Raw genomic sequence first — 24,717 nt, forward strand, 5'->3', positions numbered from 1 at the left:
TCAAAATAGCTGAACATCTTTTACCAGTTCCTTCGAAACATGGTAAAATTCTTTATGCACGTTAAAAGGATCATCGCCATCGGTCTGTTTCAGTGTATACGTTCCGTCTTCCTGCATAATGTAAGTGTTTACGTTATCCTTCAGGTTGAACCGAAGGATATTCATGGCTTGCTTTTTCAGAATGGCTTCATCCAGCATGAATAATGATTCGATCCTGCGGTCAAAACTGCGCACCATGGCATCGGCACTTCCGATATAGACTTTCGGATCGCCAGCATTATGAAAATAATAAATGCGCGAATGCTCCAGGTACTCGCCAACAATAGATATTACCTGGATATTTTCACTTAAACCAATACGGCCAGGGCGCAAACAGCACATACCCCTTACCACCAGCTTGATGGTAACACCTGCCTGCGAGGCTGCATAAAGCTCATCAATAAATTCATTGTCCTGCAACGAATTTATTTTTATTACTATGCCCGCGGGCAACCCAAGCCTGGCATTTTCGGCTTCACGTTTAACGAGGTTACACAACTGTATGCGCATATCGCGCGGTGAGGTGATCAGGTTGCGGTACGTTGTTGGATAGGAATGCCCCGTGATTACGTTAAAAAATTCTGAAACATCGTTGGCGTATATTTCCTTTGTAGTCAGTAAACCAATATCGGTGTATAGGCGCGAGGTTGATTCATTGTAGTTGCCGCTGGAAAGATGGACATACCGGTAAACGCGGTCGTTTTTTTCCTTACGCACAATAAGCATAAGTTTGGTATGGGTTTTTAAACTACCTACGCCATAAATAACAAAACAACCTGCCTTTTGAAGCCGTTGCGCCTCCCGCATGTTGTTTTCTTCATCAAAGCGTGCCTTAACCTCAAACAGAACTGCAACGTGTTTTCCATTTTCGGCAGCACGTAACAAAGCATTGGTAACACGCGATTCTTTAGCTACCCGGTATATCGTAATTTTAATGGAGAGCACATCGGGATCTTCAGCCGCCTTTTCCAATAACTCCAGCACGGGTTCCATGGAATTATACGGGTGATGAAGTAAAATATCGCGGTCTTTTAAAATCTCGAATAATCCTGATGAGGCATCTTCCGGATAGTTGAGTGGAAGAATCGGTTGTGGAAGCGGTGCCCTTCGGCCTTTAAACTCGGAGTGCCCTATGATTTGTGAAAGCCCCCCCAGGTCCATAAGGCTTTGTGTGGGAATGGTGAAAATATTATGGTCATCAATGTCCCACTGGATTTTGAGAAGGCGCACCATCCAGGGGTCCACTTCGCCTTGTATTTCCATGCGCACTACCCTTCCGCTTCGCCTGGTTTTCAATTTTTGCTTCAGGTCCTCCAGGAAATTGGATTCGATATCATCACTTTCATCCAGGGTAAAGTCACCGTTGCGGTTTATGCGAAACAGGTTTATGCTCTGGATCTCCACATTGCGGAAGAGGTGATGGATGTTACTACGGATAATTTCTTCTACCGGAACAAAGCGGAATACATCTTCATCAAGCAACTCAAAGAAGCGGGGAATATTACTGGGCACCTGGATAAACGAAACCCTGTTTTGTTCCTGCCCTTCGCCAGCCACTTTGGTAACTACCCCAAACAGCAAACGGTTATTTTTCAATACCGGAAAGGTATGGTACGAATCGAACGCCATGGGGGTAAGCATGGGAAATATGGTGCGGTTAAAATAATCGTTCACCAATTTCATTTGCTGGACCGATAAGTCGGCATACGGGCAAATCGAAAAGCCGTTGGCTGAAAACAGAGGCTTTAGTTTATAAACAAAATATTCGTGCTGATCCTGCACAAAGTTACGCAAGGCATTCAGTAGCAATTTCCGGAAAGGTTCTTCGCGCAAACCACTGTAATCGAATCGCTCCTTCCCGTAATCCAGGTAATTGTATAAACTACCTAACCGAATGGTGCAGAACTCATCCAGGTTTGAGGAGGTTATACCCAAAAACTTTAAGCGGTCGAAAATATTGCGGTTCGTGTTTTTGGCTTGATCCAAAACACGGTAGTTAAATTGTATCCAACTGAGGTCGCGACTGATGTAGCGGCTCTCGTCAATCCGGCTGGTTACATTGTCTTTTATCGCTACGGGGTCGTTCATAGCATGGTACTGCCGCAAGTTGGCACGCTGGGCACAGGTTGCAGCTTTAAAAAGGTTAAAAAATTATTAAATATCGATTCGCGCGTACTTGGCGTTTTTCTCAATAAAGTCCCTGCGGGGGGCAACTTCATCGCCCATTAGCATCGAGAACAAGTGGTCGGCTTCGGCAGCCGATTCAATGCTTACCTGCTTAAGCGTTCTTCGGGCCGGATCCATGGTAGTGGACCATAATTGTTCGGGGTTCATTTCTCCCAATCCCTTGTAGCGCTGCAGGTTAACGGAATCATCCTTCCCTCCGCCCAGTTCCTTTACCAGGGCATCGCGTTCTTCCTCAGTCCAGCAATAGCGTTCTTCTTTACCCTTCTTCACCAGGTATAATGGAGGCAAGGCAATGTATACATACCCATTCTCAATCAACTCACGCATATACCTGAAAAAGAATGTCAGGATTAATGTGCGGATATGGCTACCATCTACATCGGCATCCGTCATGATGATTACTTTGTGGTAACGGAGTTTTGACAGGTTAAGCGCCTTTCCATCTTCGGCAGTACCGAAAGAAACACCCAATGCTGTAATGATATTCTTGATCTCTTCGTTGTCGTATATTTTATGCTCCTGCGCCTTTTCAACGTTCAATATTTTTCCCCTGAGCGGAAGTATAGCCTGAAAGTTACGGTCTCGCCCCTGCTTGGCTGATCCACCGGCTGAATCACCCTCCACCAGGTAAAGTTCACATATGCCCGGGTCGGTGCTTGAGCAGTCGGCCAATTTGCCGGGCAACCCGGTACCGGTCAAAACGTTTTTGCGTTGCACCATTTCGCGCGCTTTACGGGCTGCGTGGCGCGCCTGGGCCGCCAGGATAACCTTGCTGACAATCAGCTTTGCTTCGCGCGGATGTTCTTCCAGGTAATATTGCAACACTTCCCCTACCGATTGATCAACTGCTCCCATCGCATCGGAGTTGCCCAGTTTGGTTTTGGTTTGCCCTTCAAACTGAGGTTCGGCTACTTTTACAGAAATAACTGCAGTTAGCCCTTCGCGAAAATCATCACCGTTGATCTCGATCTTGACTTTATCCAACAGGCCTGATTTATCAGCATAATTTTTCAAGGTACGCGTAAGCGCCCTGCGAAAACCTGCTACGTGCGTTCCCCCTTCGTGTGTATTGATGTTATTGACATACGAAACCAGGTTTTCACTAAACGAGGTATTGTAGCTAAGCGCAACCTGCACCGGAATTGATCCCTTGTCATTTTCAATATAAATTGGTTCGGGTATTAGCTTTTCACGGGTAGAATCAATGTAAGCAACAAACTCACGCAATCCGCCATCAGAATAAAATTTATCGGTGCGCGGGTTTCCTTCTTCATCCTTCTCGCGTAAGTCGGTAAGGAAAATTTGAATACCCGGATTTAAGAAGGCCAGTTCGCGTAAACGCGAGGCAATGGTTACGTAGTTATATTCGGTTACAATAAAAATCTCTTTGTCGGGAAGGAATTTTACAGAAGTTCCGCTGCGGTCCGATTCGCCTACCACTTTAACCGGGTATTGGGGCACGCCCCTGCGGTATTCCTGCTCCCAGATTTTACCATCGCGGTAAACGGTGGCCTTCATAACTTCCGATAGGGCGTTAACACAGGAAACCCCCACACCGTGAAGCCCCCCCGAAACCTTGTACGTGTTTTTATCGAACTTGCCACCGGCATGGAGAACAGTCATGACCACTTCCAGGGCCGAACGTTTTTCTTTGGCGTGCATGTCGGTAGGTATACCCCTGCCATTATCTTCAACCAACACCGAATTATCCTCATTTACGGTTACCCGTATCTCATCGCAATAACCTGCCAATGCCTCATCAATGGAGTTATCCACCACTTCCCAGATGAGGTGGTGAAGTCCTTTGGTGCTTACATCACCGATGTACATGGCAGGTCGTTTACGAACTGCCTCCAATCCTTCTAAAACCTGAATATTACTGGCCGAATAGTCATCCGCGCCTTTCTTCTTTTTTTCCGTCATGATGCTTGGTTAGAACCTTCAAAATTAAGGCTTTTTGACCGTAAAACGTAAGAAAATCAGGTAATTAAGGGCTAAAAAACTAACATTATTTTGAACTTAAAATATGCCTAAAATTAATCCCCCTGATTTGAGATGACTAAACCCTCAAAACCCCTGAAACGCATGGGAAGGAATAACGGTTTGATTCAACTGGCTGAAGTACTACGAAAAAAGGGAACGATCGTTCACCTGAATACAGTGGAAAAAGAAGTTGATCAACCCAATCAAAATTAGTTTTAATCAGGGGTTACAAGCCTAACCTTTTTACTCTTCTTTTGGGATTTATCTTTTTCATTTCCGTTCTCCGCCATCAAATGAAGCCTGGCCTTCTGGAGTTCAGCTTTTTGAGAATCCGTAACGGTTGGATAACTCAACTTTAACTTTCCAAACTCGCGGTAAATAATTGCGGCAATGGCTAAACGGGCATACCATTTATCATCAGCAGGAATAATAAACCAGGGAGCATGCTCTTTGGATGTCTCCGAGATGGCCTCCTCATATACCTTCTGATAGTCATCCCAATACGCTCTTTCCTTTAAGTCAGATAAGGAAAACTTCCAGTTCTTTGATGGGTCATCTATCCGTTCAAGGAAACGCTTTTTCTGTTCCTTTTTAGAAACATGCAAAAAGAATTTAAGAATGATGGTTCCGTTTTCCGCCAGGTTTTTTTCGAAGCGGGTAATTTGTTTGTAGCGCATTTCCCAAAATGCTTTGCTGATATCCTTTATTGAATCAATACCCGGAATATTTTCGTTCAGTATCCATTCCGGATGGACTTTCGTTACAAGCACATTTTCATAGTGTGAACGATTATGAATAGCGATCTCTCCACGTGCTGGCAAAGCCAGGTTGTGACGCCAGAAAAAATCATGATCCAACTCATGCGAATTAGGCGCTTTAAAACTATACACCTTTACCCCCAATGGGTTAAACCCCGACATGATGTGCTTTACTGCACCATCTTTACCGGCAGCATCCATAGCCTGGAAAATAATAAGCACACTGTACTGGTTGTGGGCATATAGTTTATCCTGTATTTCGGCCAAATGCTTTCGGCCGGTTTCCAGCAACTGTTCGGCTTCCTTACGGTTGAGTTGCTTGCCCGTGTATTTAGTATCAAAGTCTTTCAGGCTTATTTTCTTACCAGGCTTTGCGTAAAGCTTCTTCACGCTTATAAGTTTTTCATCGGATAACATGGTGTCAGGGATTATGCTCATGAAGGTAATCTTTAAAACGGTTTTTCGGATATGATTTACATCATAACCTGGCCAGCGTTTTGATTTGACTATTCAGGCCTATTTCATTAACTTATAGTCACCTAATCAAAAACCTATGAAACTGGCCATAAAAAAGCTTGATTTCCTGCTTATTTACTTAACACTGAGTTTTGTTGCCGTTGGGGTTATCCGAAAAATTATTGCAGGATTAGTTGACATGATGCAGGAGTTGTCTACCCCCGTAGATACTCCGGTTGCCTTCTAAAGCGTGCGAATTAATACAGTAGTCATAAAACAGATTGTTAACCGCAACCCTAACGCTATGAAACTTTCCGTATACCTCCTGCTTTTTCTGGTCGGTGCCACCTGCCTGAACCTTTCCGCGCAAGATAAAAAAGGCAAATCCCAGCCCGTTGTCAAAGGCAACGATGAAGCCGCTATTAAAGCAATCATCGAAAAGGAAACAAAAGCATTTTTTGAAATCGATCAGAAAACATGGGCCAATTTGTGGGTGCATGAGCCGTATGCTTTTTGGTCGTTTGCCGATACTACGGATGTGAATTCGTTTTCAGGATGGAATGAAATTAATAAAGGGTTTAGTAATTATTTCAAAACCTCCAAACCTTCCAGCGCCAATATTAAACGGGACTGGCATCATATTAAAATACATGGCAACATGGCGTATATCCGTTTCACGCAGCAAGTTTCGGACGATACCAACAGGCCACCACAAGCAGAGGTAAGAGTAATGGAGAAAGTAAACGGTGAATGGAAAATTGTGTGTGTCTCCGTCATTGCTATTCAAAAAGACAATGAGCCTGTCCGGTGAGATTATTGGATTGCATTACCATTAATATTGGCCTGTACGCAGCATAACCAGGGTGCAGGCTTCAATGGGTTCTATACCATTCTTGATAGCCAATTGTTCAAACTCACGATTTTCAGTGCCTGGGTTGAAAATAATTCGCCTTGGCTTTAAGCCGATGAGGTAATTATACCATTCGGGTTGATGATCCGGCCCAATGTAAAGCGTAATGGTATCAACATCACTAATCTCCGGCTGCTCCCGCATATTTAAAATAGGCTTCCCGAAAACCTCTCCTTTCTTAATTCCAACAGGTACGATTTCGTGCCCATATTCCGTGAGCATACCGGCCGCTATAAAAGCATAGCGCGATGGATTTGGGGTTGCCCCGATAATTACCGTTTTCATTTTCTCAGTTCAATTTTAATTTTCTGGCCACCGCCTCAGCACTACGTTCGCCATCCATGGCTGCAGAAACAATACCTCCTGCATAGCCTGCCCCCTCGCCACACGGAAACAAACCTTGTACGTGTGGGTGCTCCAGGGTTTCACCATCGCGCGGTATGCGCACCGGTGACGATGTTCGGCTTTCCACACCCACCACTTGTGCCTCGTTGGTCAGGTAACCGCGCATTTTACTACCAAAGTTCCGGAAACCCTGCTGCAAGGCTTCTGTAATAAAATCAGGCAAGACCTCTCGTAAGTCAACGGATGTAAGTCCAGGCTGGTAGGAAGTTTCCAAAAGGGTTGTTGAAACTTTTCCTTCCACAAAATCTACCAAACGTTGGGCCGGGGCGGTTTGGGTATTACCGGCAAGGATACACGCTTGCCGTTCAATGGCTGCCTGAAAATGCATACCTGCCAATGGGCCAAACCGGTTAAAGGGAATAAAGTCCCGCTCGTTCACCGAAACCACTATGCCCGAGTTTGAATATCGGGAATCCCTTCGGGATGGGCTCATACCATTGACGACAACCTCACCGGGAGCAGTAGCGGACGGAACAATAAATCCGCCAGGGCACATGCAAAATGAAAACACACCGCGCTGTTGACCGTTAACGCTGGCCTGATGCACCAGCGAATAGGATGAGGCTGGTAGGTACGGTCCGCGTTCAACCGGGCAATGGTATTGGATCCGATCGATCAGTTGCTGCATATGCTCTACCCGAAGGCCCAAAGCAAAAGGTTTTTGTTCAATGAGTATACCCTTGAAATAAAGCAACTCAAAAATATCACGGGCAGAATGGCCGGTGGCAAGGATAAGGGCCTCGCCTTCTATACTGGTTCCGTCACTCAATTTAACTCCCTTAATGCACCCTTCTTTGATTATAAAATCATTTACACAAGAGTTAAAATGAATTTCACCTCCGGCTTCGAGAATGCTCTTCCTGATCTCTTCAATAAGCATAGGGAGTTTATTTGTTCCGATGTGCGGGTGGGCATCAAAAAGAATTTCTTCTTTCGCACCGTGTGCCACCAGTATTTCCAAAATGCGGTTAACATCACCGCGTTTCTTCGATCGTGTGTATAGCTTCCCATCAGAATACGTACCGGCACCCCCCTCACCAAAACAATAATTTGAATTGGGATTAACAATATGATGTTTATTAATGGCGGCAATATCCCTGCGCCTGGTTTTTACATCAAATCCGCGCTCCAGTAGTATAGGCTTTGCGCCCAATTCAAGTAAACGGAGGGCAGCAAACAATCCGGCTGGCCCTGACCCAACAATCAATACGCGCCTGGCTTTTTCAACAGCAGCAAATCTTTTTGAATATGTTATCAGCGGACGTTTTTCAGAGGCCTTTATGGTTTCGCAGAGTACGCGTACCACAACTTTTTTGCCCCTGGCATCAATGGAGCGCTTTAACGGGCGCACCCACAACTCACCATCCTTCTTCATTCCGAGTTTTTCATACAACGCAGGAATAAAGCGTTGTTCATCAAAAGCCTCTTCGGGCGAAAGTATAATCTCTTTGGCAGGCATGTGGAAGGAAGTTAACCTTCAATATTAAGCAGGCAAATATAACGTGTTAACGATAGGAAAACACGTTGCCCATGTTGAGCCCGAACGTAAAGCTTGTAACCAGTTTGGATTGGTCAACATTTTGGAAATAACTGGCACTCATCGGGTCGACATTTACGTTCCTGAAACCTATTCCGGCAGAACCATAAATATCAATGGTAAAGCCACTGACATTGTTACGCTGTATAATCCTATACCCTAACAAAGCGCCATATTCAATACGCTGATCAGGCGCGGTAAACGTAATTATGCTTTCCGGATTTCCGTTAAATATAATGTTGGTGAAATGACCCAGGTTGGTAAAACGTAATTGGTGTCCGAAGTACCACATGCCGGCTTTTACAGGATTATAGAACTTTTGCTTAATGGATATGCTGTATCCGCGTTCAAATAACTTGCCTGGAACAACTTTGCCATCGGCCTCAAAAAACGGATTGCGTATGCCGATAAATTCAAAAGCATGGCCAAGCCGCTCCTGCGAATAAAATTCAACCGCCAATGGAAAGCGCCCTGCAAACATCAATACCGGGTTGCCTTCCACGATAACGCCTTTAAACTCATTCGCGCGTGCTGTAAAATATCCAAAACCCCCGGACGATGACCGTGCAACTTCCTTCTTCGCCACCATGTCGTTAATATCTTTAGCCAGGTTGGGTTGGTTATAGTAAGGCCTGTAGTAGCCGGAGAGCGTACCATCACGCTCGTAAAGTTCCCAGGTACCAACGCGTTTGTCGCCATCAACTTCTCCCCGCGTTTGCAACGAGCCATCGCGGTAATACCCGTAATACATTCCTTTACCTTTATCAAACTCGCATTCACCTTCCTTCTTTCCATCCTCAAAATAAAAAATCCAGGCACCCTGTCTTTTTTCATCCACCATCATGCCGGTAACTTTCAGCTTGCCGCTGGGATAATACTCGCGGTATTCTCCAGTACCTTTATCGTAGTTTACTTCGCTTAATAATTTTCCACCGGTTGAAAAAGAACTCCAGTAACCATTTTTCTGACCGCCTACATATTCGCCCGAAGAACTCAACGATCCATCTTCAAAATAATACTCCCATTTACCAACCGGCTGATCGTTTTCATAACGACCCTTCGCGGCTACACTGTTGTTAGGGTAATAGGTAATCCACTCACCTGTCTTTTTCCCATTTTCATAATTGCCCTGTGTTATCAATGCACCTGAACCCTCATCGTAAAACCGCCAATGGCCAACCTGGCGCGTACCCATTTTGGGGCCTTCGGCTGCTACCTTTCCGGTATGATAATATTCTGTGTACCGGCCAAAATCATCAACGTATTCGATCTCACCTTTTTTTACACCATCTTCAAAATAACTCAACCACAAACCCGACCTCCGGTTGTTCACGTAGTTTCCGGTTTCCTTTACCTGGCCGTTTTCATAAAACATTTTCCATTCACCTTCGCGGTTTTTTCCATTAACTGTACCTTCCATACTTTTCTGGCCGCTCTCATAAAAATATTCCCACAAACCATAGTTGGAATTTTGGCGAAGGGCCCCGCGCATTTTCAGGTTTCCGGATTCGTAAAAAAATTCCCAGATGCCGGTTGTTTCATTGTTTGAAAAAAAACCTTTTGATTCGATGTTACCGTTCAGGTAATAGGATACAAAACGCCCATGCAGAATATTCTTAATGGTATCCTTAACCTGGAAAACTTCTTTGATAAATTTCTTTTCGGGATCGTGAAAAGTTTGACGGGTAAAAACCTGGGCATAGGTTTGAACCGCAAAGAGGTAAAATGAAATTGCTATGGATAGCCTTTTCACGGGTAAAAGATTATGGAAAGGTACGAAATTCAGCGCTATTTACGGATAAAGGCAGCTTTGCCCCATTCGGCCTTCTCCTGATCTGACCATAACTCCGGAAAGAAAATAACCTTTTGAAAACGTGGCGGAAGGTACTTCTGCCAATTGGTGCCGCCAGTGGCTTTTATATCTTCCGGATCTTTCTCCAGGTAGTGCGCTGCGGATTTCATATGCGCCAGGGGCCAGAGCACATTGGCCAGGGTATCGAACGCCCGAAGGCGTTCAATGATCGTTTGATTGCCCGAGAAATGTTTCTTATACAGTTGATAAAGGTTTTTTGTGGCCAGTGAAATCCCGAGAGCGCGAAACTGATGAAGGTATTTTTTTTCAAACTGCTGCAGCGTTAAGGTTTTCTTTCCGGTAGCCAATTCGGTAGCACCACTGCGCCAATATAAATTCGGTAACACATCATCTATATTTCCTCCATCCCGAATTGATACACGATCCTTCTCCGCCACCAGGTTTATGAAATCCGTAGCATACAATTCAATAATCCTATACTGTGCCGATTGAAAACCGCTGGCCGGTAAAAGCGACATGCGAAATTTTAAAAACTGTTCGCGCTCCATTCCTTTCACCATGATATCAAATGAATTCTCGAGATGGCCAAAGTAACGGTTCACCCGATCAAGCCGTTCACTAAAAAACTTTTCATCAGGATTTTCCTTTGCGGTAATTTGTTCGAGTTCCAGTATGATCAACCGGAAATAAAGCTCCGTTATCTGGTGGTAGATGATGAAAATATGTTCATCCGGAAAACTGGTTTTCGGGTTCTGCAAACTAAGCAAGGTGTCCAGGTGGATGTAGTCCCAGTAGGTGAGGTAATCCGAGTAGAGCAGGCCATCCAGGTAGGACGATAAATCCTGCCCCATTACAGCATATTTTTCCTGTAATTTCTTGAGTTGTTCCGCTAATTCAGGGTTAACCTTAGGTTCCTCCATGGTGTTAAGGATTGTGATTTACTTAAATTTGCATGCAATTAAACAAAATCCTATGGCAACCCACACGTTGGATAAAAAGACTATAAAATCATTAAAACAAGACGTTTTTGACCATCCCGACCTATATGCTGTTGACAGCCTGTTAACAGAAGAACACAAGCTCATCCGCAGTTCCATACGGGATTTTGTGAAGCGGGAAATAAGCCCCTACATAGAAGATTGGGCGCAGCGGGCGCACTTCCCTTACGAGATCGTAAAGAAATTTGGCGACATCGGGGCATTTGGCCCAACCATCCCGCAGGAATATGGCGGAGGTGGCCTTGATTACATTGCCTACGGTTTAATCATGCAGGAAATCGAGCGGGGCGATTCGGGCATGCGGTCCACCGCTTCTGTGCAAGGTTCGTTGGTGATGTACCCCATCTATAAGTTTGGAAACGAAGCACAACGCAAAAAGTACTTACCCAAACTTGGTTCAGGCGAATGGCTAGGGTGCTTCGGATTAACCGAACCCGACCATGGCTCAAACCCCGGTGGCATGGTAACCAACTTTAAAGACATGGGCGACCATTACCTGCTGAATGGTGCCAAGATGTGGATATCGAATTCACCTAAAGCTGATGTAGCCGTGGTGTGGGCTAAAAACGAAGAAGGCCGGATACACGGTTTGATTGTAGAGCGTGGAATGGAAGGGTTTTCTACACCTGAAACCCATGGCAAGTGGTCATTGCGGGCAAGTGCAACCGGTGAATTGGTGTTTGATAATGTTAAGGTTCCCAAAGAAAACCTGTTGCCCGGCAAAAATGGTTTAGGTGCACCCATGATGTGCCTGGATTCTGCCCGCTATGGTATTGCCTGGGGGGCAGTCGGTGCCGCTATGGATTGTTACGACTCTGCCAGAAGGTATGCGCTAGAAAGGATTCAATTTGGAAAACCTATTGGCTCTTTTCAATTGATCCAAAAAAAGCTGGCCGAGATGCTCACCGAAATTACCAAAGCACAATTGTTAAACTGGCGACTCGGCACTTTAATGAATGAGGGTAAAGCCACCACTGCACAAATCTCACTTGCCAAAAGGAACAACATTGAAATAGCATTGGATGTTGCACGCGAAGCCCGGCAGATACATGGCGGCATGGGCATTACCGGTGAATACCCGATTATGCGCCACATGGCCAACCTGGAATCAGTGTTAACCTATGAGGGCACACACGATATACACCTGTTGATTTTAGGCAAAGAGATTACAGGGATACAGGCGTTTGTTTAGATTAGGGAATAACTATTACCGCAAAGTCTCAAAGTCTTGTACATATTAATTTTTGCTCATGACCAAAAAGCTAGTCCCCCTGGTGTTAATTGGCCTTGCATTATCACTTTCAAAATGTTCGGATGAGGAAAGTCCACGCTATCCTGCTGAACCATACATTGAATTCATATCAGCCAAGTTCATAGAGACACCTGGTGTTACTGAACCGGATAAAATTGATTTGACTTTCTATTACCGCGATGGTGATTCAGACTTAGGACTACCCTACTCCACTGAATACACAAGTGACCCATTCCATTTCACTTCTTTTTTTAGAAAAAGTGATGGCAGCCCGCTACACGCTGATATTACCTTATCAGGAGAATATCCATTCGATGACCTGATACAATTTACCGATAGGGAATCTCCACCGTTCGATACTATACCCAGTACAAACCAATACGATTGCAGATATTGGTATTACCATGAAGGCAAGTACCTATACCATCAACGAAATGAAAACTATTTCAATCTTATTGTGAAGTTTCTGTATAGTAACGATGGTTTGAATTTCACTGAACTGGATTGGAGAGAACTGGTTTGTCACGATTTTTACGCCAGGTTTCCTGATCTTAGCGGGGCACGAAAAAATTCAACCATTTCGTCTGGGCCGTTCAATATTCAGCTAAAGAATAACCTTGAGGGGAAAATTACCCATACCATGTTAAGCACTGGTTTTAAAGCTTTGTTCGGTGGTAAAAAACTCAAAATCTCTTTACAAATCAAAGATAGGGCGCTTAACCGGAGCAATGTAATTGTAACGGATATCCTTGAACTTTAAAAATTTAACACCAAGCAAGCCAACTTCATGGCTCATAAAGGTTAAACAGCCCAGGTCTATTGCCGACCTTACAAAGTACCCGAAGGCTTTCCTGACCACAAAACCATTTGATACTCCGACAAGATTAGCAGACCTACCCCTAACCCATCCACTTGAGCCGGTTAACCCCGCCTGATTCAGCATAGGATTGCAAAATAATTATCCCGAAAACGTTTGCCCACCATTTTTGAGCGATTTACCTACCCTACGGAACAAATTGTTTCTTGACCTTTCTCAAAAAAAATAAACAAGACTGGTTAAGGACGGGTATGCGAACCAAAATCAATAAGCTTCTTCGAAATGAGCGTTTTCTTTTGAGGCTCGAAATAGGTATTGGGGTTTTCGCACTACTCTTCATCCTCATCCTGCTTGGCATTTTTTTCTATTAACCAGAACACTAAACCTACTACTTATGAGAAAATTGTTTTTACTAAAAAACAGACTGCGAGTGGCCTGCCTGTTGGCTTACCTACTGGTTGCAGGATCACAGGCCGTTGCACAAACCACTGTTGTTACCGGAGTTGTAAAAGACCCTTCGGGTATGGGCATTCCCGCTGTCAATGTGCTTATCAAAGGTTCTCTAACGGGTACAACCACTGATGCCTATGGCAAATTCAGCATTGATGCATCACCCCAGGATGTATTGGTTTTTTCGTTTATCGGTTACACGCCCCAGGAAATTAAAGTTGGCACCCAGACTGTATTTACAATTACGATGCAGGAAGACATAACATCGCTTCAGGAAATTGTGGTTGTAGGTTATGGTACTCAACGAAAAAGCGATTTAACCGGAGCACTCTCCTCAGTTTCCGGTGAATCGCTGTTGGGTACTGTAACCGCCAGTATGGACCAAGCCTTGCAAGGCCGTGCAGCCGGTGTGCAGGTTACACAAAACTCCGGCCAACCAGGTGGTGCGGTTTCTATCCGCATACGCGGAACAACATCCCTTACACAAAGTAGTGAGCCACTCTATATAATTGATGGAATTCAGGTTGGCGGAAATGCCCAGGGTATTTCCGGTTTCGACTGGCAAAGCGGATCGGGAGGCCAGCAAAATGCTGCCAGTAACCCGCTTGCCGCTATAAACCCAACCGACATTGAAAGCATTGAAATACTGAAAGATGCCTCAGCCACGGCCATCTACGGATCGCGGGCAGCCAATGGTGTAGTGATTGTCACAACCAAACGTGGCAAAAAGGGTGAGGCTAAACTCAACTTTAACAGCTTCTACGCGCTGCAGGAAGTTTACAAGGTATTTGATATGATGGATTTGCCCACCTATGCACAATACAACAATGAAGTGGCGCAAGAAGTATCCACCATCACAGCCAACCCAAATTTTGCCGACCCAAGTCTGTTGGGACCTGGCACCAATTGGCAAGACGCTGTTTTTCGCGTGGCCCCCATGCAAAGCCACACGCTTACCGCTACCGGTGGAAATGAAAACACACAATACATGGTTTCGGGAGGATACTTCCAACAAGATGGTATAATAATCGGATCAAATTTCGATCGGTTCAATCTGCGCACCAATGTTGACAGTCGCGTTAAGGAGAAAGTAAAAATGGGCATGAGCATTGGCCTTTCGAGGAAGAATGAAACCATTACACTACAAGATGGTGGTGATGGTGTTATCTCCCAGGCTGCTCAAATGGCCCCGCATATTCCTGTACGCAATTTCGATGGCAGCTTTGCCGGCCCCAGCCAACAGGAACTTTCAGCACAAGTTGGCGCTAACCCGGTGGCGTTGGCACTTTTAAGAAACAACACGGTACTTAACAACAGGCTTATGTCGAACATGTATGTAGATGTTGAGTTTATAAAAGGGTTAAGTTTCAGGTCAGAAATTGGTGTAGATTACAATACCACACTTAACAAAGCCTTTATGCCCACCTTTGAATGGGGGCGTGTTAGAAATACCATCAGTCAGTTAGGCCAACGGTCCGATCAAAGTTTCTTCTGGCTTTGGAAAAACTATGCCACCTATAATAAGTCATTTGGCAGTCATGAAATTACTGCCATGACCGGTATCGAAGCCCAGAAAGGCCGGTGGGAAAACATGATTATCTATAAATTCAATGTCCCCAACGACCTGCCGGTAGTCAGCCAGGGAGAAGTTAATGAAAACTTCCCCCCCACCGGTCAAATTGAGTGGAACTCACTTTACTCCCAATTTGGAAGGATAAACTATAATTACAGCGATCGCTACTTGTTGACCGCTACCATTCGAAGAGATGGTTCTTCTCGCTTTGGTGCGAATAACCGGTGGGGTATTTTTCCTTCTGTATCTGCCGCATGGCGTATTTCCAATGAAACCTTCTTCCCTCAGAATAATGTGATCAGTAACGTTAAGCTGAGATTGGGATGGGGACAAACCGGAAATCAGGAAATTCAAAACTATGCGTTTGGCTCCATGCTCACAACGGTACAATCGTATTTCGGGCCGTCTGTGCGCAACAATGCCTACTCAAACCCCGATGTACAATGGGAGGCTACCAGCATGACCAACGTAGGATTAGATGCAGAACTATGGAGCGGCCGGGCTACGCTAACTGTTGAAGCCTACAACAAAGTTACCGACAACCTGCTTCTTCAAGTACCGCTTCCTGCAACATTCGGAAACCAGGTTCAAGGACCCCAGGCTAATGTTGGCAGTATGACTAACAAAGGTATTGAGTTGACCCTGACAACCGTGAATACCGATAAAGGAAAACTCAGGTGGACAACCAATGCCAACCTTTCAGTAAACCGAAACCGCGTAACGGATATGGGCGGCACAACCATTTTCAGGAACCTGTACTGGTATACCGGGTTTGAAACAGCAACCATGACAACCGTTGGGTATCCTGTTGGTCAATTTTATGGATACGTAATGGAAGGTATCTTCAAATCAAAAGAAGAAATTTTAAATCATGCCGTTCAAATTCAGGCACCAAATTCAGTAACTGCTGAAAAGCCTAACGGTGTTAACCTGATAGAAAGAACACAAGGCTTATGGTTAGGTGATATAAAGTGGAAAGACATAAACAACGATGGCGTTATCGATAGCCGCGACCAGACTGTAATTGGCGACCCTAACCCAGATTTTACATTTGGCCTCAACAACACCTTCACCTATGGGCCGTTTAGCCTGGACTTGTTTATTATCGGTTCCGTTGGAGGTGATATACTGAATTATTCACGTGCCCGCAACGAACAAATGATTGGCAACTTTGATAACCAATCCATGAGTGTTATTAACAGGGCACGGACCCAATTAAAGCCCAATGGAGTTAACATCAACAACATTGACGATGTGGAATTGGTCAACCCGGAAACAAACATGCCACGATTTGATAACGGTGGCGAAAACCGGAACCATTACATGTCAAGTCGGTGGATTGAAGACGGTACCTACGTAAGACTTCAAAATGTCAGGTTCGGTTATACGCTTCCAAAGGCACTAACCAATAAAGCTAAAATTACAAACGTACAGGTATATGCCAATATCCAAAACCTGGCCACAATAACGAAGTACAAAGGCCTTGATCCGCAAATTGGCGCTTTCAACCAAAGTGCATTGATGCAGAACGTTGATATGGGACGTTACCCGGCCCCTCGTGTGTTTACATTCGGTATTAATGTTGATTTCTAAAATGATGACAGCTATGAAGAAATACACAAAATATTTCATAAGTGTGGTGCTACTGATCACATTCAGTGCGTGCACAGAAGACTTCCTGGAGTATGTTCCGGAAGACAGGCCAACCGTAAATTCGTGGTATCGAAACAAAGCCGAGATACGCCAGGCCACAGCTTCGTTATACGGACGAGTATGGTGGGGCGTTAACGATCAATTCAGTTGGTTGGCCGGTGATGTAATGGCCGGTGATATGCACCATAACTGGGATGCTGAAGGACAATTCTTTTATATGTCCTTCAACGAATCAAACCAATACATCGGGCAGGGCTGGCAAGGGTTTTACGATGTCATATCTTTCGCCAACCTCATTATTGACGATATGCCAACCATAGCTTCGGGTTATGGGGTAAGCCAAAGTATTATCAATGAAGGTTTGGGCGAGGCCAGGTTTATGCGCGGAATCGCCTACTTTCTGTTGGCCGAATACTGGGGCGAAGCACCCATTATTGAAAAGCCTGCAGAAAAAGTAGCGAAAGGCGAACTGTTGTTACCAAAAAATACAACAGCCAGTCTCTATGAATTTGCGCGCAGGGATTTAGTATTTGCAGCTGAAAACCTGCCGGCAACTGATGACCCGGGAAGGGTTACACAGTGGGCAGCTAAAGGTATGCTTGCTAAACTTCACCTCGCTTTGGCGCAACGTAGCGTAGGCGGAGGAACTATTGGCTCTTCAAATGATTTCACGCTTGCCGCAAATTACGCTGCCGATGTTATCAATAACAGTGGCAGATCATTAAACGCCAGTTACGAAGATCTGTTTAAAGTTCAGAACGAACACAATCCTGAAATTCTTTTTGCACCCCAACTCATTAATGGTGGCTGGGGATTTGGCAGCAGCCGTCAGGCACGTTTTGCAAGAAGCACCATCGTTACCGGTGATGCCACTGCCTGGGGTTCAGGAAAATGTCCTACGGTAAGCCTAATCAATACGGTTTCCGTAAATGCCGGAGGAAAGACTGACTTGCGCAGAAGGGCTATCTACATGCAAAATGGCGACTACTACAATTATCTCGCAACAGAGAGAGGTGGTTACACATACAAGATTGTTTCGCGCGATGCTGAAAATACAGTATTGGAAGGCTCAACCCCTACCCTTACAAGCTTAAAGAAACATATTATTGGCAACGATAAGGATAATGGTGGTTATGCCATTACCAATCAAGACTCACCCCTTGATATTTACTACCTGCGCCTGGCCGATGTATACCTGCTTTACACGGAAGCATTGATGGGCTCCAGTAATGAGTTAACCGGAGGCCCGGGACTTGCATCGTTGAATGCAGTACGTGCCAGGGCCGGACTTGATCCACGAACAACTGTTACCTATCAACAACTCTTCAATGAACGCAGGATCGAGTTGGCACTGGAAGCACAATCTTGGATTGACATTAAACGAAGGTACTACCGTAATCCTGAAGAGGCCCTAAATTACCTGAATGGCCAAAACCGTACTGACATGTATTTTAGGATCAACACTAACGATGCACTTGAAAATGATCCTGCCGGGTATGAGCTCGTACCGGCCGGAACCACATCGGCAAACAATAACACCAATACCGATCCGATAGTAGTGTTTACAGCCACTAAAATGAGGTTGCCTATTCCCGGAAATCAGGTAGTGATTAATCCATTGTTGGCCCCTAATCGAGAACCTGTAGAGTATGAATTCAACTAAAAATGCTGAATGAACATGAAACTAAAGAAATATATCATTGGTGCACTCATACCCTGCTTACTGTTAAGTGCCCTGTTCATCCCAATTTCATGCGAAATGAGTGGAGACGGAACAAATATTGAAACGCCTAATGGCCCACCCGTAATTGATTATATTCGGTTAGCTAATCCTGAAACTTCCGACTCGTTGATTGTCAGTGCTACGTTAGGCACAGGCATTGTAATTATGGGTAAAAACCTTGGCGGAACAAGGGAGATTTGGTTCAATGATCAAAAAGCCATCGGGTTAAACCCCACCTGGGTTACTAACCGAAATATTTTTGTAAGTGTACCCAGCATTGCCCCGGAGGTAATTACCGATAAGCTGTATTTGATTGACGCCAAAGGAAATACACTTGAATATCCATTCGTTGTAGCTATTCCTCCTCCGGTTGTTACCAGTGCGCAAAACGAATGGCCGCAAGCCGGTGAAGACCTGGTAATCCATGGCAATTACTTTTTTGATCCCGTAACGGTTACCTACACGGGTGGCGTTGTGGGCGAAGTAGTTTCAGTAAGTCAGTCACGCCTGGTTGTTACCGTTCCCGAAGGGGCAACGGAAGGCCCCGTTACTGTTACCACAAACTTTGGTGAAGTTGAGTCACGCTTTCATGTCTGGGATTCACGGAACATCATTCTCAATTTTGACAACAAAGTTGCCAACGGTTGGCGAATCGGGCTACGTGAAAATAGCGACAACCCAATTGACGGATATTACCTGGTTATACGGGGCGATATTGCACCTAACCAACGCGATGAAGGACCAGGCGCCCCAGCCGAGTCACCACTGTGCATGGAATTTTGGGGAGGCCCTGCCGGACGTACCGAAAACTTTTACCCGCTTTACCCAAATTCCTACCGCGACTATGTTGTAAAATTTGAAGCTAAAATCAAACGTTGGTATGGCGGGTACCTTAACCTGTGTTTATCAACACCCACGCATGCCGGAAACAACCAGGAAATATGGAGCAACACCCTAAACGCCCGTGCCATTTGGGGCCCATGGAACAGTTCAGGCGCTGAAGTAACCACAAACGGAAGTTGGATTACCGTTACCATTCCGCTAACTGAGTTTCAGTATTTCATGGGCATGGAAGGAACCAATGTAGTGTACACCCCCAACCAGAAATTTATTGAAAGCGCAGCAGGCTCTTTCAGTACCTGGTTTTTGGGCTCACCTGAAAACAACGGTAATAACGTTGAGTTCCACATTGACAACATTCGTTTTGTAGAAAAATAACTTCTTAAGAAAATGAAAAACATTGTTAAAAACAGCTTATATATTCTGGTTATGGCTTGCATGCTTGGTGGCCTCAGTATGTTGTCATCATGCCTTGATGAAGAAAAACCAACCCAGATTGTACTGTTAAGTTTTGGCCCCTCTGGGGTACATCATGGCGATGAAATTACCTTTTTCGGACAAAACCTTGACAAAGTAACTGCCATTGTTCTTAAGCCAAATGTTGAGATACCGAAAAGTGCCTTTAAATCTGTATCGGCTGAGCGGATAAACATGATTGTTCCTGAAACTGCAGAGGCCGGTATAATAACCTTAAAAACCCCGCAGGGCGATATCGAAAGTAAAACCATTCTGAACTTTGAAGTTCCGGTTGTTATACAAAGCATAACCACCGAAGCCAAACCGGGAACCAACATTACCATTACCGGTGAAAAGGTAAACTGGATTGAAAGCGTTACATTTCCCAGCGACCTGAGAATATCGAAGGAAGACTTTGTAAGCCGTTCCCTTACTCAAGTTGTTGTGACTGTACCCATGGAGGCACAAACGGGTTTCCTGATATTTTCATTGGGCGGAACCAAGCCCCTTACCTTTGGTACGGAGGAACAATTAATTGTTACACTACCTACGGTAACTGGTATTGCTCCGCAATCCATTCGTCATACCGGCACGCTCACCATTTCAGGTACCAATCTTGATTTAATAACCGCCATTCAATTTACTGGCGGAACTGAAGTTGCCAAAGCAAACTTTACAAGTCAGTCAGAAAACGAAATTAAACTGGTGGTTCCGGCCACAGCCAAAACAGGATCGTTAACACTAAAACAATTGTCACCGGTAGCATTAACAACCTCACCGCTTACCATTATTTTACCGGTTGGCACTGCGTTGTCACCAACACCGGCCATACCTGGACAAGACGTGATTACCATTACAGGTACAGATCTGGACCTGGTTGCCAAATTAGTACTGCCCGGAGCTGGCGATGTTTTGGCCACGTCATTTATTTCACAAACTTCAACTGAAATTAAGCTCGCTGTACCAGCCACGGCAACGCAAGGCGCTGTTGATTATATAACCGTACATGGCTATGCTGGTCCTCTGGGTGTGGTGCTGAGGTTGCCCTCTACCGGAGGTTTCCCTACACTTGACTACTACATTTATAAAGATGGATTACAAAGTGGATGGTCGGCCTGGGGCGGATGGGGCCATGTAAGTCAAAGCTTTACAAACACCGAAAATCCTGCCAATGGAACCATGGCCATTAAATCTGTATTCAACGATGCATACGGAGCTATACAAATTCACAATGGCGGGTCGCCCGGTATTTTTGCGGGATACAATTACCTTGTCTTCTACGTACATGTAGTTGGGCAAGACTCAAAAGTTATTGTCCAGATCGACAACAACGCAGACTTCTACCCGCCTGAATTTACCAAAGACAAATACCATCAGATAGTAGTGCCTTTGGCGAGTTTGGCCGGCTCAAATAATGTTACTGAACTGCGCATTAAAAACAACAATACCAACGCCCCCGCCAACAACACCATTGTGTTTATAGATGAAATAGGCCTTACCATCGATGAACCACTAGGGCTTCTGCCTGACCTGGTGGTTCCAATTTATGACGACCAGGTAAACAGTACACATTTTGGTTTTGGAGGCGGTTGGGGCGGAACAACCACTATTGCCAATAGCGATGAGAACCAACGGGGCGGAAGCGTTTCAATCAAAGCTACCTTTGCAGGTGGCTGGGGTGGTGCAGCCCAATTTGGAAGTTGGGGCAAAACCCCGCTCCCTACGGCCGGTATGCAATACCTCGCTTTCTCCATCTATGGAGGCACCGGAACAGGCGATAAAAACATTCAACTTGGTATCAAGCCAACACCCGATGGGGCATCTTCCAGTGTTCAGGTAACCATACGGGCCGGTAAGTGGACTGATTACGCGATTCCATTATCAAGTTTAGGTAACCCAGCCTCAATTGGTGAGCTCTTCTTTCAGGATACCGATTGGGCCGGAACAGTATTTATTGATCATATAGGACTTCAATAGGTTAATACGGTTAAGTTTGGAAGGCTATCTTCGAAGATGGCCTTCCTGTTTTTGTTTGTTAATATTTTTTAAACATGAATAAGATCAAATTGAGTATGCTATGTATGGTCTGCATGACTGTACTATTTTCCTGCAACAGGGATGAATCCGGAACGGAGATAACTCAACCCATAGTGCCGCCCGATAGTGTTACGGTTACTGTTAAGTTGGCTAACAAACAACAAGAGATGATTGGGTTTGGTGGTGCACTTACCTGGTATAGCAATTGGCTCACTTCCCACAGTAAAGTAAATGAAATTGCCGATCTTTTGTTTACCGATCTGGGCATTGATATTATCCGGTTTAAAACATGGTACTATCCGGATAATTATCCAACCAACAAAGGCGTAGCAACGATGTCCAATACGGGAGATAATGATTACGCCAAAGCGCATTGGGATGCCACCAACCAACTGTACAACCTGGCTAAGGAACGAGACCCCAACATTAAAATATTGTTGTCATCCTGGGGGCCACCGGTATCGCTAAAAGATAATAATAAACTACGGGAAGGCACGCTCAAGAAAAATGCAGGTGGCTTTATGTACGATGAGTTTGCAGAGTATTGGAATGATTTACTGGACCATACGCCTTTCAATCCTAATTATCTTAGCATTCAGAATGAGCCCACGTATGTCAACTCAAACTGGACAACCTGCCGCTGGGCGATTACAGAGACCGATGTATTGCCTGGGTACAATACAGCACTCAATAGAATCTATGACAGAATAAAAAACCGGGCGCATGTGCCCCTGTTTGTTGGCCCAGAGTCGCAGGACATACCAACGTTCGGTCCATTTGTGAGTGTATTAAAAGATAATCCCAATGTTGCCGTTTTTGGGTGGCATCCTTATAACATCAACTCCACTACCGCAGCATCAGCTATTACCACATCCTTAAAAAATGTTGGTAGCTTTTCAACCAAACCAAATATGATGACTGAATTCTCGGATAACCTTTCGTGGTTCAATACCGCGTTGTTTATTCAAGAGTCACTCCTCCATGCAAACACATCAGCGTACATTTACTGGAAACTCATGTGGGCTACACCTGCTTCGGGCGAAGATGCCGCCATGATCAGCACGGGTTCCTCTCCCACTTCACCCTACCAGGTTACTCCGTACTACTATCTTATCAAGCATTTTTCGAAAAATATTAATGCAGGCTACCATCGTATTGAAACCACCACTTCCACAACGCCTGCATCAAATTTAATTACCACTGCATTTGTAAACCCTGATAACACAAAAATTACAATTATCGTGGTAAATAACGGTACAGCGTCTTCCAAAGTGCATTTTGTTGCCGAAGGGAAAACCGCCAAAAGTATAAGTGTTGCACAAAGTAAGGAAGGAAGTTATTATACTTCAGTATCAACCACTACTCCAACCAGATCATTGAGTCTTCCGGCCAAGAGCATAACCACAATCGTTCTTGGCCTTTAATAGGGTACTATGAAGAGGGCTATTTTAATAGCAGTTTGTTATTTAAGATTAATGATTACCGTGGCCCAGGTAGATGCTAATGTGTCTGAGAAAACAATTATCCTGTACAACAATCTTAAAATCATTCAAAACAGTAGTTATTTTCTTTTCGGACAAGAGTTCTTTAACAGTTTTAAGTATAGTTCTGGAAGTGCGCATGGTGATAAGGCCTATTCCGATAGCCACGAAGTAACCGGTGCGTACCCGGTTGTACTGGGCTCTGACTTTCATTATTACCTGGATAAGAGTGCTGCAGAAAGAGGTTACCACACCGAAGCAGTAAAGTGGGCCTACCAACAAGGGTTTGTTATAACGTTTGACTGGCACATCAGCGCACGCAACACAACCTCATATACATGTAACGGATCGCCTGCTAACCTGGCTAAAAATATTGCCAATGGCAATGTAAATGGTGATCGGGATTGGTACCTTAATGAATTGGATAAAGCAATTGCCATCATTAACAATGATCTTGTGGTGGACGGTGAGCATATTCCCATTGTGTTCAGGCCGCTCCACGAAATGAATGGCAACTGGTTTTGGTGGGGGGCTTCCTGTTCGGGTTTTTCGCCAGCGGACTACAAAGCCTTGTACCAACTAACCGTTGACTATATAAAAGAGCGGACTAACAGTGTTTTATTTTGCTGGTCACCTAATAGCCCGGTTAACAGTACAGTATTTACAAATTACTACCCAGGCGATGCCTATGTAGATATTTTAGGCTTGGATATGTACGAACTTACGGCCGATCCTTTTCGCATATACATGGGCACACTGGTAGAATATGCGCAAACCCACAATAAGGTAGCAGTGCTAAGTGAAACCGGTTATCGAAACGATACAGGAAACGGAGAGGCAGCAACGAAATACTGGAGTGATACCGTATTGCCGGCCATCATAAATGATCCATCGGGAAAGGCACTAAAAATTGCCTGGGTGCTCACCTGGATTAACGCCAGTTGGTCTCATCCCTATGTGCCCCACACGGGCAGCACATCTGCAGCGAAACAAAGTTTTATAAATTTTAAAAACTCTAAACACGTTGTATTTAGTGATAAGATGACCAACCTATATGAACCGCTGCTCATTTTATCAACCTCCGAAAATTTAAAAACAGACGAAGTTATAATTGAGATAATCCATGACCAACGTTTAATTACGGTCGAGTTTAAAAAGCTTCTTTCACCAACATTGGTAACCATCTATGATGTATCCGGAAAAAAGATAGCGGAAGAAAAAACAACTAAGAGTACAGTAACATTTTCAATTGATAAACTTATGCTAAAACCCGGCTTTTACATGATAATGATAACGGATGGGATCAAAAACATTACTCAAAAAGTTTCTGTTATGTAGCACTTCTGTTG

Annotated in this window: 18 protein-coding genes; 11 read left to right on the forward strand and 7 right to left on the reverse strand. The window is 44.7% G+C overall.

The window, feature by feature from the left end; all coding sequences use genetic code 11:
* Positions 1 to 2,127 (reverse strand): polyphosphate kinase 1, encoded by a 2,127-nt coding sequence (gene ppk1, locus KIT51_11710; GenBank protein UYN85547.1) that lies wholly within the window; start codon positions 2,125 to 2,127, stop codon positions 1 to 3.
* Between the two features lie 66 nt (positions 2,128 to 2,193).
* Positions 2,194 to 4,149 carry a DNA topoisomerase (ATP-hydrolyzing) subunit B gene (gene gyrB, locus KIT51_11715; GenBank protein UYN85548.1) on the reverse strand — a complete coding sequence of 652 codons (1,956 nt, stop codon included), beginning with the start codon at positions 4,147 to 4,149 and terminating at the stop codon, positions 2,194 to 2,196.
* Positions 4,150 to 4,281: 132 nt separating this feature from the next.
* Between gyrB and KIT51_11720 the strand changes: the two genes are divergently transcribed.
* Positions 4,282 to 4,422: a hypothetical protein gene (locus KIT51_11720; GenBank protein ID UYN85549.1), complete on the forward strand. Its 141-nt coding sequence runs from the start codon at positions 4,282 to 4,284 to the stop codon at positions 4,420 to 4,422.
* A 2-nt stretch (positions 4,423 to 4,424) separates the two neighbouring features.
* Here KIT51_11720 and KIT51_11725 read toward each other — a convergent pair whose 3' ends face one another.
* Entirely contained in the window at positions 4,425 to 5,384 is a 960-nt protein-coding gene (locus tag KIT51_11725) for a polyphosphate kinase 2 family protein (protein ID UYN88573.1), read from the reverse strand.
* 136 nt (positions 5,385 to 5,520) lie between these two features.
* Between KIT51_11725 and KIT51_11730 the strand changes: the two genes are divergently transcribed.
* Together KIT51_11730 and KIT51_11735 are read left to right on the forward strand one after the other, a co-directional pair.
* Positions 5,521 to 5,670, forward strand: a complete 150-nt coding sequence (locus tag KIT51_11730; GenBank protein UYN85550.1) for a hypothetical protein — start codon at positions 5,521 to 5,523, stop codon at positions 5,668 to 5,670.
* 57 nt (positions 5,671 to 5,727) lie between these two features.
* Positions 5,728 to 6,234, forward strand: coding sequence for a hypothetical protein (locus KIT51_11735; protein UYN85551.1), 507 nt, complete (start codon positions 5,728 to 5,730; stop codon positions 6,232 to 6,234).
* A 21-nt stretch (positions 6,235 to 6,255) separates the two neighbouring features.
* On the opposite strand, the gene KIT51_11740 is transcribed toward KIT51_11735, so the two are convergent.
* From KIT51_11740 to KIT51_11755, 4 genes are read right to left on the reverse strand one after another with little or no spacing between them, the layout of a single operon-like run.
* Complete coding sequence (locus KIT51_11740) at positions 6,256 to 6,618, reverse strand: CoA-binding protein (protein ID UYN85552.1); 363 nt, start codon at positions 6,616 to 6,618, stop codon at positions 6,256 to 6,258.
* Between the two features lie 4 nt (positions 6,619 to 6,622).
* Positions 6,623 to 8,197, reverse strand: coding sequence for an FAD-binding protein (locus tag KIT51_11745; protein UYN85553.1), 1,575 nt, complete (start codon positions 8,195 to 8,197; stop codon positions 6,623 to 6,625).
* A 46-nt stretch (positions 8,198 to 8,243) separates the two neighbouring features.
* A complete protein-coding gene (locus KIT51_11750) occupies positions 8,244 to 10,028 on the reverse strand; it encodes a hypothetical protein (protein ID UYN85554.1) in 1,785 nt (594 codons plus the stop codon).
* A 35-nt stretch (positions 10,029 to 10,063) separates the two neighbouring features.
* Complete coding sequence (locus tag KIT51_11755) at positions 10,064 to 11,008, reverse strand: tryptophan 2,3-dioxygenase (protein ID UYN85555.1); 945 nt, start codon at positions 11,006 to 11,008, stop codon at positions 10,064 to 10,066.
* A gap of 52 nt (positions 11,009 to 11,060) precedes the next feature.
* On the opposite strand from KIT51_11755, the gene KIT51_11760 reads away from it, so the two are divergent.
* The 8 genes from KIT51_11760 to KIT51_11795 all read left to right on the forward strand — a co-directional run bounded on the left by KIT51_11760 (position 11,061) and on the right by KIT51_11795 (position 24,706).
* Positions 11,061 to 12,278, forward strand: coding sequence for an acyl-CoA dehydrogenase family protein (locus KIT51_11760; GenBank protein UYN85556.1), 1,218 nt, complete (start codon positions 11,061 to 11,063; stop codon positions 12,276 to 12,278).
* 58 nt (positions 12,279 to 12,336) lie between these two features.
* Positions 12,337 to 13,098 carry a hypothetical protein gene (locus tag KIT51_11765; GenBank protein ID UYN85557.1) on the forward strand — a complete coding sequence of 254 codons (762 nt, stop codon included), beginning with the start codon at positions 12,337 to 12,339 and terminating at the stop codon, positions 13,096 to 13,098.
* Positions 13,099 to 13,597: 499 nt separating this feature from the next.
* Positions 13,598 to 16,771, forward strand: coding sequence for a TonB-dependent receptor (locus tag KIT51_11770; protein UYN88574.1), 3,174 nt, complete (start codon positions 13,598 to 13,600; stop codon positions 16,769 to 16,771).
* Positions 16,772 to 16,784: 13 nt separating this feature from the next.
* The gene (locus KIT51_11775) at positions 16,785 to 18,494 is read left to right on the forward strand and encodes a RagB/SusD family nutrient uptake outer membrane protein (GenBank protein UYN85558.1); all 1,710 of its coding nucleotides are present in this window, start codon (positions 16,785 to 16,787) and stop codon (positions 18,492 to 18,494) included.
* Positions 18,495 to 18,509: 15 nt separating this feature from the next.
* Positions 18,510 to 19,772 (forward strand): IPT/TIG domain-containing protein, encoded by a 1,263-nt coding sequence (locus KIT51_11780; protein UYN85559.1) that lies wholly within the window; start codon positions 18,510 to 18,512, stop codon positions 19,770 to 19,772.
* 12 nt (positions 19,773 to 19,784) lie between these two features.
* A complete protein-coding gene (locus KIT51_11785; GenBank protein ID UYN85560.1) occupies positions 19,785 to 21,827 on the forward strand; it encodes a hypothetical protein in 2,043 nt (680 codons plus the stop codon).
* A gap of 74 nt (positions 21,828 to 21,901) precedes the next feature.
* The gene (locus tag KIT51_11790) at positions 21,902 to 23,311 is read left to right on the forward strand and encodes a hypothetical protein (protein ID UYN85561.1); all 1,410 of its coding nucleotides are present in this window, start codon (positions 21,902 to 21,904) and stop codon (positions 23,309 to 23,311) included.
* A 9-nt stretch (positions 23,312 to 23,320) separates the two neighbouring features.
* A complete protein-coding gene (locus tag KIT51_11795; GenBank protein ID UYN85562.1) occupies positions 23,321 to 24,706 on the forward strand; it encodes a T9SS type A sorting domain-containing protein in 1,386 nt (461 codons plus the stop codon).
* Positions 24,707 to 24,717: the final 11 nt, after the last annotated feature.

Source organism: Cyclobacteriaceae bacterium (assembly GCA_025808415.1).
In the GTDB taxonomy this organism is placed as follows: domain Bacteria; phylum Bacteroidota; class Bacteroidia; order Cytophagales; family Cyclobacteriaceae; genus UBA2336.